Raw genomic sequence first — 13,434 nt, 5'->3', positions numbered from 1 at the left:
AGAAGGTGTCGAGCAAACGTCAAAGGGTCAGTCCGTACTCGCAGAATTGCTCATCGCGCTGCCAGCCCAGCGATTCGTACAAGGCCTGTGCCGGCGCATTGTCCAGCGCAGTCGCCAGCGACAGACTGGCCGCACCCAGCGCACGCGCCTGCTCTGCCGCTGCTCGCAGCAGCGCGCCCGCCACGCCACGACGACGTACCGAGGCGCTCACGAACAAGTCGTTGAGCAGATACGTGCGCACGGTGCGCACCGAGGAAAACAGCGGATACAACTGGGTGAAACCGAGCGCGGGGCCCTGATCATCGCAGGCCAGCAGGATCAACGATTGCTCATTCGCCAATCGTGCCGCCAGAAAATCACGCGCGCGTTGCGGGTCCGACGGCTGGCCGTAAAACTGTCGGTAGCCATCGAATAGCGGCACCAGCCGATCGAGATCGAGCGCACTGGCCTGACGAATCGAGAAGGACATGTCGCACGCACTCCGAAAGCCTCAGGCACGGTGATAGGGATGGCCACTCATGATCGTGGTGGCACGATACAACTGCTCGGCCAGCACCAGTCGTACCAGCATATGCGGCAAGGTCAGCGAGCCCAGCGACCAGCGCTGATCCGCACGTTGCAACACGTCGGGCGCGTGTCCATCGGGACCGCCGATGAGAAAGGCCAGGTCACGCCCGGCCATGCGCCATTTTTCCAGTTGCGCGGCAAGTTCTTCACTCGACCAGGCCTTGCCCCGACCATCCAGTGCAATGACGTGGATGTCTGAAGGCAGCGCGGCCAGAATCGCCGCACCCTCGTCCTGGATCGCCCGTGCATCATCGCGTCCCTTGCCACGGACGCCGGGTTTCAGTTCGACCAAATCCAGCGGCAGATCATGTGACAGCCGTTTGCGGTATTCCGCAAAGCCCTCCGCCACCCACGCCGGCATGCGTTCACCGACGGCGATCAGGCGCGCACGCATGGGCATCCATCAACGAAATGCGCGCAGCGCTGCGTTCGCCTCCGCTCCCAGCAGGAGAGCGACTGCATGGATGCAGGAGGCAGCCCAATGCATGGAGCCATTGCCGAGGATTGAGGTGACGGGCCCGATTTGCGACACATCCACGCGAAGCTCAGCTCGCTTGTGCGGCTTCGGTGCCGGCTTCATGGCCGTGGTCACCCACCGTCCACAAGCGCTCGAGACCGTAGAACTCGCGGATGCGCGGCAGCATCACGTGGACGATCACGTCGCCCAGATCCACCAGTACCCATTCGCCTTCGGTCTCGCCTTCGATGCCCAGCGGCATCACGCCGGCCTTCTTGGCGAACTTGGCCACTTCATCCGCAATCGACTTGACGTGGCGGGCGGAGGTGCCCGACGCGATGACCAGCAGGTCGGCGATGGAGGTCTTGCCGCGGACGTCGATCTCGCGCACGTCCTTGGCTTTCAATTCTTCCAGCGCATCGATGACCGCTTTGCGCAGGGTGGCCGTGGTGACGGACTTGTTGGTACGGGCATTGCTCAAGGGGATGGGCCTCGGTGCGGAGTCACTGCGCAAGATGGCGCGGGCGAAGTATACCCGGCCTGCCGCAGCAGCACCTCACCCCGGCCCGGGGGGCTCCGGGGGGCGACCCATCGAAGATGAGACACTCTGGTTGGATCAACTGCCTTGCCCGGCCACGATATTCACCGTGATCGCGATGATGAACACGTTGAAGAAGAACGCGATCACGCTGTGCAACAGCACGACCCGGCGCAGGTAGCGGCTGGTGATCTGCACGTCGGAGACCTGGAAGGTCATGCCGATGACAATCGCGAAATAGGCAAAATCCCAATAATCCGGCTCCGGCGTGTCAGGAAACTCCAGCCCGGCGTGCTGTTCGCCGAAGTCACCGTAATAGCCGTGGGCGTAATGGACGGCAAACATCACGTTGAGGAACAGCCAGCTGAGCACCACGCTCACCACGCCGACCGCCAGCGTCAGCAACCCGCCATCTCGCGCCGCATGCAGCTCCATGCCGAGCGCAGCGAGCACCACGCCCGACAGCACCACGCCGCCCAGCAGCACGCTCCAGCGCCCGGCATCGATGGCCTGCGCCTGCGTGCGCATCTTTTCCGGCGCGGACTGGTTGAACAGATGTGCCATCACGCCAAGGAAAATGGCCGCCGCGAGATCGAAGGACAGCAGGACAGCGCTGGACAAAGGAAGCCCGCAGGTCAGCAGTGCGGCCACCGCCAGCACGAAGACCAGCATCGACCCGATCGTTCGTGGACGCCCTCTGGCGAATCCCCACGGACGCCAACTGCGCGGCTTCACATTTTTACGCTTGCCCTGCGTTGAAGGCTGGCTCATAGCTCACTTCCCGGGTGTGTGTTCAGGCCAGCAGATCGGCATAGGTTGGATGCCGCTGCATCCAGACGGCAGCATAGGAGCAGGCCGGCACAACTTTCCAGCCTTCGTTGCGCGCCGTGTCCAGCGCGAACTGCACGAGCGCCGAGGCCACTCCGCGGCCACCCACTTCAGCGGGCACACCGGTGTGGCTTATGGTCATCACGCCGGCGGCGAGCTGGTAGTCAAGTACGCATACCACCTCGTCAACCGTGGTATGGAAACGCTGGGCGGCGCGATCGTGCTGGATGGCAAATGACACGGGAACTCCCACGCATGGACAAACCAGCGCCTATGGTAAGCCGCGGGGGAGTTTCGCGTGCACAACCGCCCCATCAGGCTGCGGCGATCCCCTCCGACAGCAAGATGGAAGCGGCGTGCCGACGCCGCTGGCGCACGGCATGCGCCAGGGTCGTCAGCACCTCGACCGAACTATCCCAGTCAATGCAGCCATCGGTGATGCTCTGGCCGTAACGCAGCGGCAGGTCGGGCTGCAGTTCCTGACGGCCACCGATCAGGTGGCTCTCGACCATCACGCCGAGAATGCGTTGCTCGCCAGCGGCCATGCGCGCGGCGAGATCGTCGATGACCCGGGGCTGATTCTCAGGTTGCTTGCCGCTATTGGCGTGGCTGACGTCGATCATCACGCGGGGTGCCAGCCCGGCCTTGCCGATCGATGCGCAGGCGGCATCCACGCTGGCGCCATCGTAGTTCGGCACTTTGCCACCGCGCAGGATCACGTGGCAGTCGCCATTGCCGCTGGTGGAAGCAATCGCCGCCTGCCCGTCCTTGGTGACCGCCATGAAATGATGCGGCTGTGCCGCGGCCTGCACCGCATCCACGGCGATCTTCACGTTGCCATCCGTGCCGTTCTTGAACCCCACCGGGCAGGATAGGCCCGAGGCCAGTTCGCGATGCACCTGACTCTCGGTAGTACGCGCGCCCACCGCACCCCAGGCAACCAGGTCGGCAATGTATTGCGGGGTGATCATGTCGAGGAATTCGCAGCCAGCGGGCACGCCCAACGCATTGATGTCGCACAGCAAGCGGCGCGCCACGCGCAGACCCTTGTCGATCTGGAAGCTGCCATCGAGGTCCGGGTCGTTGATCAGTCCCTTCCAGCCCACCGTGGTGCGCGGCTTCTCAAAATACACGCGCATCACGATTTCCAATGCATCGCCGAGCTCGCGGCGCAGCGGGGCGAGGCGCTCGGCGTATTCCAGCGCAGCGCGCGGATCGTGGATGGAGCACGGCCCGATCACCACCGCCAGCCGATCATTCTTGCCGGCGATGATGGCGTGGAGTGATGCGCGACACGCCTCCACGGTAGCGATGGCTTCGGCCGTCGCCGCGCAGTCGTGCATGACCTCGGCGGGGGTGCTGAGGCGGGTAAGTGCGCGAATGCGCAGGTCGTCGGTGGTGTGCATGGCGGCTCTCCTGAGGGTTTCCCGGAAGGCGGCCAACAAAAAACCGCCAGGGATGCTGGCGGTTCGGTGTGGTTGTGTCGATCAGTTCAAAAAGATCGCGCCCGCGCCGCCGCCGTTGGCTTCGGATAGCCATAAAACCAGAAATACAGGCGGGCGGTGGCGGAATGCATGGGGCCATTGATAGCACAACCGGCGCTCGGCGCAAACCAAATCATATCGAGACGATAAACTGCCCCCATGTCTTCGACCTTCGACCTGCTCACGCGCCCGGTGCGCGAACCCATCCGCCGCTGGGTACTCAGTGCGTTTCCGCGCGCCGACAGCGGCAGTCTCGATTATGACCAGCCACACGGCGACCCCGGTCTGTTCGGGCCAGACAGCGCCACCTGGCACGTGCATTCGGATTTCCCCGGCATGCTCGCCGGCGGACTGGCCGCGCTGACCCTGCAGACCTTGCATCCACTGGCGCTGGCCGGGGTGTGGGATCACTCCAGTTTCCGCGATGACCTGGTGGGCCGGCTGCGTCGCACCACCGCGTTCGTCGGCGGCACTACCTATGCCCCGCGCGCTCAGACCGAGGCGTTGATCACGCATGTACGAAAAATCCACGATCACATCAGCGGTCACGGGGAAGATGGACGTCCATACAGTGCGAATGACCCGGACCTGCTGACCTGGGTGCATGTGAGTGAAGCCTATTGTTTCCTGCAAGGCTATCGTCGCTACAGCCATATCGCCATGCCGGTGGGTGCGGCCGATCGCTATTACCGCGAAGTTCGCCAGATCGCCGAAGCGTTAGGTGCGCAAGCTGTGCCTGCCAGTGAGCGCGAGGTGGCTGAGTACTTCAGGCGTATCCAGCCCGAGCTCGCCTATACCGAGCGCTCCCGCGTGGTGCTCGACCTGCTGGGCCGGGTGCGTCTGCCGGTCCCCGCTGCAGGGCTGTCGCGGGATCTGTTCCTGCTGGCAGGCAGTGCACTGCTGCCAGACTGGGCGACCACGCTGCTGGAGCGCCCGCCGCAGCAGCAGCGCCGGGCTCGCCTGGCGGCCCACGCATTGTGGTCGATGGCGCCGATCTTCCGCGCTGCGCTGCGCGATGGCATCGCCAGCCGCGCGTGTCGACGCATGGATATCGCGCCGGAGCAGCTGCATCGCTGGGATCGATTGCCCACGCAGGATTGACAGCCTCGCCGCATCGGCTAACGTCGACGGGCAAGCACATTCAGGGGTTCTCGTGGCAACACTCATTCCCAGCCGCAACAGCTGTCTGCCACGGATGACCGGGGGCGAAAAGCGCGTTTCCGAACGGCTCGAACAGAAGCTCGAAGACGACTACCTGCTGTGGTACGACGTACCGGTCGGGCTGAAGCAGCGGCATCCGGATTTCGTGGTGTTCCACCCGCGCCGCGGCATGCTGGTGCTGGAGGTCAAGGACTGGAAGGCCGACACCATCCGCCATGCCGACAGCACCCAGTTCACCCTGGTCACCGAGCGCGGCCTGGTCAAGGAAACCAGCCCGCTGCTGCAGGCACGCTCGTACGCGCTGGAAATCGGCGTGGTTCTGGAACGCGACCCGGCGCTGCGGCACCCCGAAGGTTCGCGTTACGCCGGCAAGCTGATCATGCCGTGGGGCTGGGGCGTGGTGCTGGCCAACATCACTCGCAAGCAGTTTGACGAGGGTGCGCTGGGCGAAGTACTGCCCGAGCATCTGGTGATCTGCCGCGACGAGATTTACGAGACAGTCGAGGCCGAAGTCCTGCAGGAGCGCTTGTGGGCGATGTTCCCGCAGGTCTATCCGGTGGCCATGACGCTACCGCAGATCGACCGTGTGCGCTGGCACCTGTTCCCTGAATTGCGGGTGGAAGCAGGCAGCGGCCAGTTCGGCCTGTTCGGCCCCACCGATGCCGCCGTGCGGCCGCTGGAAATCCCCGACCTGGTCAAGGTGATGGACGCCCAGCAGGAGCAACTGGCGCGCTCGATTGGCGGCGAGCACCGGGTGATCCACGGCGTGGCCGGCTCGGGCAAGACGATGATCCTCGGCTTCCGCGCGATGCAGCTGGCGCGCGAGATGACCAAGCCGATCCTGGTGCTTTGCTACAACAAGGTTTTGGCGGCGCGACTGGAACAGTTGATCGGCGAGCGCGGCCTCAGCGAGAAAGTGCAGGTCTACAACTTCCACAAATGGTGCCGAAAAATGCTGGTGGCGTACCACGAGCCCTTGCCCACCGGCAGCGGCAAGGCGTTCGTCGAGGCGTTGCCGCCCGCCGTGATTGCCGGCGTCGATCGCGGGCAGATCCCACGCGCCCAATACGGCGCGGTGCTGATCGATGAAGGCCATGATTTCGAACCGGACTGGTACAAGCTGATCGTGCAGATGATCGACCCGGAAACCAATTCGCTGCTGGTGCTGTACGACGACGCGCAGAACATCTATGGCAACCCGAACCGCCGCAAGATCAGCTGGAAAAGTCTTGGCGTGCAGGCGCAGGGCCGCACCACCATCCTCAAGCTCAACTACCGCAACACGCTGGAAATTCTCTCGGTTGCACGGGTGTTCGCGCAGGACCTGCTGGCCTCGCGCAGTGATGAAGACGATGGCGACGGCGTGCCACTGATTGCGCCCGAAAGTGCCGGCCGCCGCGGCGCCGTACCCGAACTGATCCGTACCGACACCGCCCACGCACAGATGGATGTGCTGCTCGCGCGGCTACGCGACGAACACGCGCTTGGCCGCCCGTATTCCGACATGGCAGTGATTTACCGCAACCAGTGGGAAGGTGACAAGCTGCACGAAGTGCTCAAGCGGCTGGACATCCCCAGCCGGCTGGCCGACAACGCCGGCAAACAGACCCTGTTCGTGGTGGAAGACAGCGTGAAGCTGGTCACCATGCATTCCAGCAAGGGACTGGAATTCCCGTTCGTGATCATTCCGGGCATCGGCGGCCTGCCCAAGGAAGGCCAATCGGAAGCCGACGAGGCGCGCCTGCTCTACGTGGCAATGACCCGCGCCACCGAACGCCTGCTGCTGATCCACCATCTCGACTCAGTGTTCAGCAAACGCATCCGCGATTCCATCAACGAAGTGCAGGGTCAGTTGCAGGCGAGCTGACCGCACCGGTTGCCGCGGCATTCCCGCCAGCGGGAACGTGATCGGTGGCCAGGCCGCATGCCGAATCAACGAACAACGTCGGCGACCGCCTCGCGGGCGGCGTCGGCAACTTCCAGGTCGACTGCAGACATCACGCAATCACGCCCGTTGTGCTTGGCTGCGTAAAGCGCCATGTCCGCACGGTGCAATACGCCAGCGACATCGCGATCGCCGGGCAAGGCCACCGCCACGCCAATCGAAACCGTCAGATTCAACGCCTCGCCATCGATGATCACCGGCGTGGTGGCCAACGTCTGGCGAATGCGTTCACCCAGGGTCACCGCGCCGCTCAGCGACGTATTGGGCGCCAACACTACAAACTCCTCGCCGCCCACGCGACCCACTTCATCACCAGCGCGCAAGGTCGCCGTCACGCTGGCCATCAGCTCCAGCAACACCTGATCGCCACCGGCATGGCCAAAGCGGTCGTTCACTTTCTTGAAGTGATCGGCGTCCAGCATCAAAACGCCTACCGACTGCCGCGTCCGTGCCGCGGTCGCCAGCATCTTTACCGCCAGCTCGCCAACCGCCAGTCGGTTGCTGACACCCGTAAGCGCATCAGTCCGCGCGAGCATGCGCAATTTGCCCTGCAGCACGTCGCTGTACATCAGCAGGAAGGCGATGCTCGCAAACACCGGCTGCATCCCGGCGAACAGTAGATACAGGTAATTTCCGACACCCTGCTCAGCCGCGCTGACGGGCGCCACCAGCGCGAACCACAGCATGGCATTGCGCCAAAGCAGCAGCAGTGCCGACACCGCACACAGCACCAGCATGAGCGTGCGCGCCCGCGAGCGGCCATTGAGCAACGCCTGCGCCTGCAACAACAAATTGGCGAGGATCGCCAGCGAGCCGAAAAAGGTACGCAAGCGATAGTTCGGATCGATCAGGCCAAACCAGCTGACACTCATCCACCCCAGCAAGGCAATTACCACCACCAGACGAATGCGCGGCGGTTCGCCCAGCAACATGCGCACCGCTACCACCACCAGCGCCTGCGCCAGCAGATTCAGCGCATTGCCGCCCAGCAACAGTTGCGCAGGCGTCATCCACGCCTGCAGCGCCAGGGCGCCCCAGCCCAGCCCTTCCACGCCCAACGCCACGGATCGAAGACGCAAGCTGAAGCCTGCGCTACCGGCTGCCGACTGGCTGCCCATCCACAACATGGCCGCAAGCACGATCGACTGGATCGCGGTGATCAACGAAAGCGTTTCGATCTGCATGAAGCTCGATACCGTTCGTGCCGGCAAGCGACCCCTCTCCCCGAGTCACCGCCATGGCGTGGTAAGAACGCGAAGTACCCCAACCACCAGACAATGCATCTGTATCGACTTATACCGTAAGAACTTTATGCCGTGTGTCAACGCACTGGCCGGCCACGCGCACGTCACCGAGCGCACGCATGCCACTGCTCACCCGAAAGCTCGGCACCACGATCCCACTCTGACCGTGCACTCGCCCCACCGTGACGCAGGAGCTCCGCCTCACTAACGACAGGGTTTCGGTGTTCATTCAAGCTCGGTAGGGCGCCAGCAAGGAGGAGTCGTTGAACAGTCCGGCCGGCAGCAGGTAACGTGGATCACGGCCGGCCGCCAGCAGGCCGCGGATACGCGTGGCGGAAATTTCCAGCGGCGTCACCGCCAGCTCGATGACGTTGCCCGCGGGCAATCCGCGCAAGTCCGCTGCAGCGACCACCCGCCGACCTGCCACCTCGTGCTCCAGTTCCTCCGGCAATGCGGCCGACGCACCCGGACGGCTGAGTACGCCAAGATGCGCCACCTCGAACAGCTCGCGCCAGCGATGCCAGCTGGCCAGTTGTGCAAACGCATCGGCGCCCACCAGCCATACCAACGGACGATCGCCCTGTTCGGCACGCAGTTCATGCAACGTGTCGATCGTATAGGAGGGACCGGAACGGTCCAGTTCGCGCGTATCCAGCACCAGTCGCGACTGTCCCTTCAATGCCTCACGCAGGATCGCCGCACGCTGCGGCGCCGAAGCCACCGGCGCAGCACGATGCGGTGGCACGCTGGCCGGCAACAGGCGGACCTCGGCATCGAGTAGTTCCGCAGCTTCCCATGCCACGCTGAGATGACCCAGATGGACCGGGTCGAAGGTGCCGCCGAAGATCGCCAGGGTCACGCCAGTGCCCGCGCCGCCCGCGGTTCGGCCAGTGCGGCAATCAAGCGCTCGGCTTCCTGCCAGGGGTTGCCCTGTTCGCGGCCCTTGACCATGCGGTCGATGCGCGAAGCGCGCGCAAGGCATTGCAGCCAGTGTTCACGCGGTGCGCGGCGCAGCGCCTGGCGAAACAGCGTCTCGCGTGCCTGCCACAGGTGTTCGGCGCGGAACTGGGCCGCCAGATCAGACGCATTGGCCAGGCGCAGGGCCAGCTGCAGTTGGTTGACCAGCCAGCCCATCAAGGCGAGCAGTTCGTCGCCCTCCGAACGCAAGCCGGCAAGAATCCGCAGCGCGCGAGCACCGTCGCCCATGAATGCCGCGTCGGTGAGCTTGAACACGTCGTAACGGGCGCTGTCGGCAACCAGGTTTTCCATCTCGCTGGCGTCGATGCGACCCTCGCCATGCAGAACCGCAAGCTTGTCGATTTCCTGGGCCGCTGCCAGCAAATTGCCCTCGACACGTTCGGCCAGCAGCGCCACCGCGTCCGGGGTGGCGGTCAGCCGATGGGCAGCCAGCCGTGCGGTGATCCAGCCAGCCCACTCATTCGGTCGTGGCGCGTTGAACACCACCATGCTGCCACTGCCATCGAGTTTCTTGCTCCACGCGCCGTCATGCTTGTTGCTCCACTCCATCGCGGTGATCAGCAAGGTGACGTCCGGCGGCGGGTCGGCGCAGAACGCGTTGATCGCCTTGGCGCCTTCGGTGCCGGGGCGGCCGGTCGGCAAACGCAAATCAATCAGCCGACGACTGGCAAACAACGACATCGACGCGCCCGCGCGGGCCAGATCATTCCAGTCGAAATGTTGACCCACCTCGAGCACTTCACGCTCGCTGTAGCCAAGCTTGCGTGCCTGCGCACGCAGCGCATCGGCCGCTTCCAACACCAGCAACTGCTCGCCAGCCAACAGGTAGACCGACTGCAGGCTGTCCGCTGCCAGCGCTTTCTGCCATTGGCCTGCGCTGAGCGGCATCAGTGCGTGCTGGCAGCGTTGGTCGGTTCGGCCAACTGGTGTTTGCCGGCAGCCTGCAGACGGAACAGGATCGCCTGCACCATGTCGTCGTTGAGGCTGCGCTGCAGTTCCTGCACCTGCGATTCGTTGCCCACGGTATTGCTGGCGTCGTAGCTGAACTCGCGCGACATATCGATGCGCTGGCGCGGCAACAACGAATGACCGTCGACCGCATCCACCTCGAACTCGACGTGGTAGCGCACCGCGTATTCGGTGATCCGCACGTAGCCACCGGCACTGAGCATCTCGTTGCTGAAGGCGGCAACCGGCACGCGCAGTTCGGCGATACCTGGACCACTCTTGTCTTCGACGACAACACCGGAAGTCACCAGGGCGCGACTCAACCGCCGCTCCAGCTCGCCCCCGCCATTGACGGTGAGATGCACACGCTGCATCTGCGGCGGCAAGCTTGCCTTCTCGCGCAGATGGAAGCCACAGGCAGACACTGCCATGGCGATGGTCAGCAACAACGAAGCCTGCAACAGGCGGCCCGCTTTCATGAAGCTCATGGATGTCATCCTGCGACGATGTTGACGATCTTGCCGGGTACCACGATCACTTTGCGTACCGTCATGCCTTCCAGAAAATGCATCACCTGCGGCTGCCCCATGGCGAGCGCCTCGGCCTCTTCCTTCGATGCATTCGCGGCAACCTCGATGGTAGCGCGCAATTTGCCATTGATCTGCACGGCCAGCGTCAGCGAGTCGCGCACCAGCGCGGCCTGATCCACCTGCGGCCACGGCTGGTCTTCCAGCACGCTTTCGGGATGACCCAATACCTGCCACAGCGCATGACTGACATGTGGCACCACTGGATTCAGCAGCAGCACCATCGCTTCCAGCGCTTCGTGGCGCACCGCGCGGCCCTGCTCGCTCTGATCGTTGAACTTGCCCAGCGCATTCAGCAGTTCCATCAGCGACGCGATGGCGGTGTTGAACGCATGGCGCCGACCGAAATCGTCGCTGACCTTCTGGATGGTCTCGTGCAACTGGCGACGCAGCGCTTTCTGACCGGCATCCAGTGCCGCCGGATCGGTTACCGGATGATCCGGGTTTGCTACGTGCGTGGTGACTTCGCGCCAGAACCGCTTGAGGAAGCGCGCCATGCCTTCGACGCCAGCCTCGCTCCACTCCAGCGACTGCTCCGGCGGCGCGGCGAACATCGAGAACAGGCGCACGGTGTCGGCGCCGTACTTGCCGACCATGGTCTGCGGATCGATGCCGTTGTTCTTCGACTTCGACATCTTCTCGGTGCCGCCGATCTTCACCGGCTGGCCATCCGCCTTCAACACCGCGCCAATCACCCGCGCCTTGTCGTCACGGCGAATCTCGACATCGGCGGGATTGATCCAGTCCTTCGAACCGTCGGCGTTGTCGCGATAGAACGTGTCGGCAATCACCATGCCCTGGCACAGCAGGTTCTGCGCCGGCTCGTCGGTGTTGACCATGCCCGCGTCGCGCAGCAGCTTGTGATAGAAGCGGAAGTACAGCAGATGCATGATCGCGTGTTCGATGCCGCCGATGTACTGATCCACCGGCAGCCAGTAATTCGCACGCTGGTCGATCTGCGCATTCGCGCCCGGGCTGGTGTAGCGCGCGTAGTACCAGCTCGACTCCATGAAGGTGTCGAAGGTATCGGTTTCACGCTCGGCCGGACCACCGCATTGCGGGCACACACACTTGCGCCATTCCGGATCGGCCTTGATTGGCGACTGCACGCCGCTGAACGCCACGTCTTCGGGCAGCACGACTGGCAACTGGTCTTCCGGCACCGGAACCGCTTCGCACTTCGGGCAGTAGATCACCGGGATCGGGCAGCCCCAGTAACGCTGGCGGCTGACGCCCCAGTCGCGCAAGCGGAAATTGACCCGGCGCTGGCCGCGTTCTTCGGCTTCGAAACGCGTGGCCAGTGCATCCAGCGCCTGCTGGAAATCCAGCCCGTCGTATTCGCCCGAATTGACCAGGATGCCGCGCTCGGTGAACGCGCACTGCTGCATGATCCGGGCTTCGAAGTCCTCGATCACCTGCACCGCCGACTTGGTGTCGTAGGCGTCGGTATTGCCGCCGCCAAGCGCGGCGCCCATCGGATCGGCGCCTGCACCCGTGGACAGATCGTGGCCGATCTCGCGCACCGCATCGAGCACGCTGCGGTCAACCACCACCATCTTGATTGGCAGGCTGTAGCGCTTGGCAAATTCCCAGTCGCGCTGGTCGTGCCCGGGCACCGCCATGACCGCACCGGTGCCGTAGTTCATCAGCACGAAGTTCGCCACGTAGACCGGCAAGGCCTCGCCGGTGATCGGATGGACGGCACGCAGACCGGTGTCCATGCCGCGCTTTTCCTGCGTTTCCAGCTCGGCTTCGGAAACACCACCGTGACGCAGATCCTCGATGAATGTTGCCAGCAGCGGGCGCGCTTGCGCCGCGTAGTGGGCCAGCGGATGCTCGGCGGCAATCGACAGGAACGTCACGCCCATCAGCGTGTCGGGACGGGTGGTGAACACCTTGATCGGTTCCACCGGCGCATCGTCATCGTTGACGTCGAAGCGAATCTCCAGACCTTCGCTGCGACCGAGCCAATTGCGCTGCATCGTCTTCACCGCATCGGGCCAGCCCGGCAAGGTGTCCAGACCATCGAGCAATTCCTGCGCGTAGTCGGTGATCTTCAGAAACCACTGGGGAATCTCGCGCTTCTCCACCACCGCGCCGGAACGCCAGCCCTTGCCGTCCACCACTTGCTCGTTGGCCAGCACGGTCTGGTCGATCGGGTCCCAGTTCACCACCGCGTTCTTGCGGTAGGCCATGCCTTTCTTCAGCAGGCGGGTGAACATCAGCTGTTCCCAGCGGTAATAGTCGGGGCGGCAGGTGGCGAATTCGCGACTCCAGTCGATCGCATAACCGAGCGACTGCAACTGGCTGCGCATGTGCTCGATGTTGGCGTAGGTCCACTTCGCCGGCGCGGTCTTGTTCTTGATCGCGGCGTTTTCCGCCGGCAGGCCGAACGCATCCCAACCCATCGGCTGCAGCACGTTCTTGCCCTGCATGCGCTGGTAGCGGCTGATCACGTCGCCAATCGTGTAGTTGCGCACGTGCCCCATGTGCAGCGCACCGGACGGATACGGCAGCATCGACAGGCAGTAGAACTTCGGGCGGCTGTCGTCTTCGACCACTTCGTAGGCGCGGCGCGCGGTCCAGTAGCTCTGCGCGGCGGCTTCCACCGCTTGCGGGCGATAGCCGGCTTCGTCCTGCTCGGAAGGGGTCGGGGCGTGGGTGTCCTGCATGATCATGCTGCCATTGCGGTGGTTG

At 64.0% G+C, this 13,434-nt stretch carries 13 protein-coding genes; 2 read left to right on the top strand and 11 right to left on the bottom strand.

Features of this window, described 5'->3' with window-relative positions; all coding sequences use genetic code 11:
* Positions 1-19 precede the first annotated feature (19 nt).
* The 6 genes from PY254_RS08020 to PY254_RS07995 form a co-directional block, all read right to left on the bottom strand.
* Positions 20-469, bottom strand: a complete 450-nt coding sequence (locus tag PY254_RS08020) for a GNAT family N-acetyltransferase (RefSeq protein ID WP_281014935.1) — start codon at positions 467-469, stop codon at positions 20-22.
* 21 nt (positions 470-490) lie between these two features.
* A complete protein-coding gene (gene rlmH, locus PY254_RS08015; RefSeq protein ID WP_281014934.1) occupies positions 491-961 on the bottom strand; it encodes a 23S rRNA (pseudouridine(1915)-N(3))-methyltransferase RlmH in 471 nt (156 codons plus the stop codon).
* Between the two features lie 151 nt (positions 962-1,112).
* Positions 1,113-1,505 carry a ribosome silencing factor gene (gene rsfS, locus PY254_RS08010; protein WP_281014933.1) on the bottom strand — a complete coding sequence of 131 codons (393 nt, stop codon included), beginning with the start codon at positions 1,503-1,505 and terminating at the stop codon, positions 1,113-1,115.
* A gap of 135 nt (positions 1,506-1,640) precedes the next feature.
* The gene (locus PY254_RS08005; protein WP_281014932.1) at positions 1,641-2,234 is read right to left on the bottom strand and encodes a DUF1345 domain-containing protein; all 594 of its coding nucleotides are present in this window, start codon (positions 2,232-2,234) and stop codon (positions 1,641-1,643) included.
* A gap of 121 nt (positions 2,235-2,355) precedes the next feature.
* The gene (locus PY254_RS08000) at positions 2,356-2,631 is read right to left on the bottom strand and encodes a GNAT family N-acetyltransferase (protein ID WP_281014931.1); all 276 of its coding nucleotides are present in this window, start codon (positions 2,629-2,631) and stop codon (positions 2,356-2,358) included.
* A 73-nt stretch (positions 2,632-2,704) separates the two neighbouring features.
* Positions 2,705-3,796, bottom strand: coding sequence for a 3-deoxy-7-phosphoheptulonate synthase (locus PY254_RS07995; RefSeq protein ID WP_281014930.1), 1,092 nt, complete (start codon positions 3,794-3,796; stop codon positions 2,705-2,707).
* 237 nt (positions 3,797-4,033) lie between these two features.
* On the opposite strand from PY254_RS07995, the gene PY254_RS07990 reads away from it, so the two are divergent.
* Together PY254_RS07990 and PY254_RS07985 are read left to right on the top strand one after the other, a co-directional pair.
* Entirely contained in the window at positions 4,034-4,975 is a 942-nt protein-coding gene (locus tag PY254_RS07990; protein WP_281014929.1) for an oxygenase MpaB family protein, read from the top strand.
* Positions 4,976-5,027: 52 nt separating this feature from the next.
* Positions 5,028-6,902: a 3'-5' exonuclease gene (locus PY254_RS07985; RefSeq protein WP_281014928.1), complete on the top strand. Its 1,875-nt coding sequence runs from the start codon at positions 5,028-5,030 to the stop codon at positions 6,900-6,902.
* A 65-nt stretch (positions 6,903-6,967) separates the two neighbouring features.
* On the opposite strand, the gene PY254_RS07980 is transcribed toward PY254_RS07985, so the two are convergent.
* The 5 genes from PY254_RS07980 to leuS form a co-directional block, all read right to left on the bottom strand.
* Positions 6,968-8,164, bottom strand: a complete 1,197-nt coding sequence (locus PY254_RS07980; protein ID WP_281014927.1) for a GGDEF domain-containing protein — start codon at positions 8,162-8,164, stop codon at positions 6,968-6,970.
* 289 nt (positions 8,165-8,453) lie between these two features.
* Positions 8,454-9,083: a nicotinate-nucleotide adenylyltransferase gene (nadD, locus tag PY254_RS07975; RefSeq protein ID WP_281014926.1), complete on the bottom strand. Its 630-nt coding sequence runs from the start codon at positions 9,081-9,083 to the stop codon at positions 8,454-8,456.
* The gene (holA, locus tag PY254_RS07970; RefSeq protein ID WP_281014925.1) at positions 9,080-10,090 is read right to left on the bottom strand and encodes a DNA polymerase III subunit delta; all 1,011 of its coding nucleotides are present in this window, start codon (positions 10,088-10,090) and stop codon (positions 9,080-9,082) included. The genes nadD and holA overlap by 4 nt, the downstream gene beginning before the upstream one ends.
* The gene (gene lptE / locus PY254_RS07965; RefSeq protein WP_281014924.1) at positions 10,090-10,638 is read right to left on the bottom strand and encodes an LPS-assembly lipoprotein LptE; all 549 of its coding nucleotides are present in this window, start codon (positions 10,636-10,638) and stop codon (positions 10,090-10,092) included. Before lptE ends, holA begins: the two co-directional genes overlap by 1 nt.
* Before the next feature lie 5 nt (positions 10,639-10,643).
* Entirely contained in the window at positions 10,644-13,409 is a 2,766-nt protein-coding gene (gene leuS, locus PY254_RS07960; protein WP_281015183.1) for a leucine--tRNA ligase, read from the bottom strand.
* Positions 13,410-13,434: the final 25 nt, after the last annotated feature.

The sequence above is a fragment of the Rhodanobacter sp. AS-Z3 genome, from assembly GCF_029224025.1.
Classification (GTDB): Bacteria; Pseudomonadota; Gammaproteobacteria; order Xanthomonadales; family Rhodanobacteraceae; genus Rhodanobacter.
Note: the sequence above shows the minus strand (reverse complement) of the source record. Positions and strands in the feature narration are given on the sequence as shown.

Coding starts and splice junctions, on each gene's coding strand:
- lptE (WP_281014924.1), bottom strand. CDS start 10,638: ATGAGCTTCATGAAAGCGGGCCGCCTGTTGCAGGCTTCGTTGTTGCTG.
- PY254_RS07990 (WP_281014929.1), top strand. CDS start 4,034: ATGTCTTCGACCTTCGACCTGCTCACGCGCCCGGTGCGCGAACCCATC.
- leuS (WP_281015183.1), bottom strand. CDS start 13,409: ATGCAGGACACCCACGCCCCGACCCCTTCCGAGCAGGACGAAGCCGGC.
- PY254_RS08005 (WP_281014932.1), bottom strand. CDS start 2,234: ATGCTGGTCTTCGTGCTGGCGGTGGCCGCACTGCTGACCTGCGGGCTT.
- PY254_RS07980 (WP_281014927.1), bottom strand. CDS start 8,164: ATGCAGATCGAAACGCTTTCGTTGATCACCGCGATCCAGTCGATCGTG.
- PY254_RS08020 (WP_281014935.1), bottom strand. CDS start 469: ATGTCCTTCTCGATTCGTCAGGCCAGTGCGCTCGATCTCGATCGGCTG.
- holA (WP_281014925.1), bottom strand. CDS start 10,090: ATGCCGCTCAGCGCAGGCCAATGGCAGAAAGCGCTGGCAGCGGACAGC.
- PY254_RS07995 (WP_281014930.1), bottom strand. CDS start 3,796: ATGCACACCACCGACGACCTGCGCATTCGCGCACTTACCCGCCTCAGC.
- rlmH (WP_281014934.1), bottom strand. CDS start 961: ATGCGTGCGCGCCTGATCGCCGTCGGTGAACGCATGCCGGCGTGGGTG.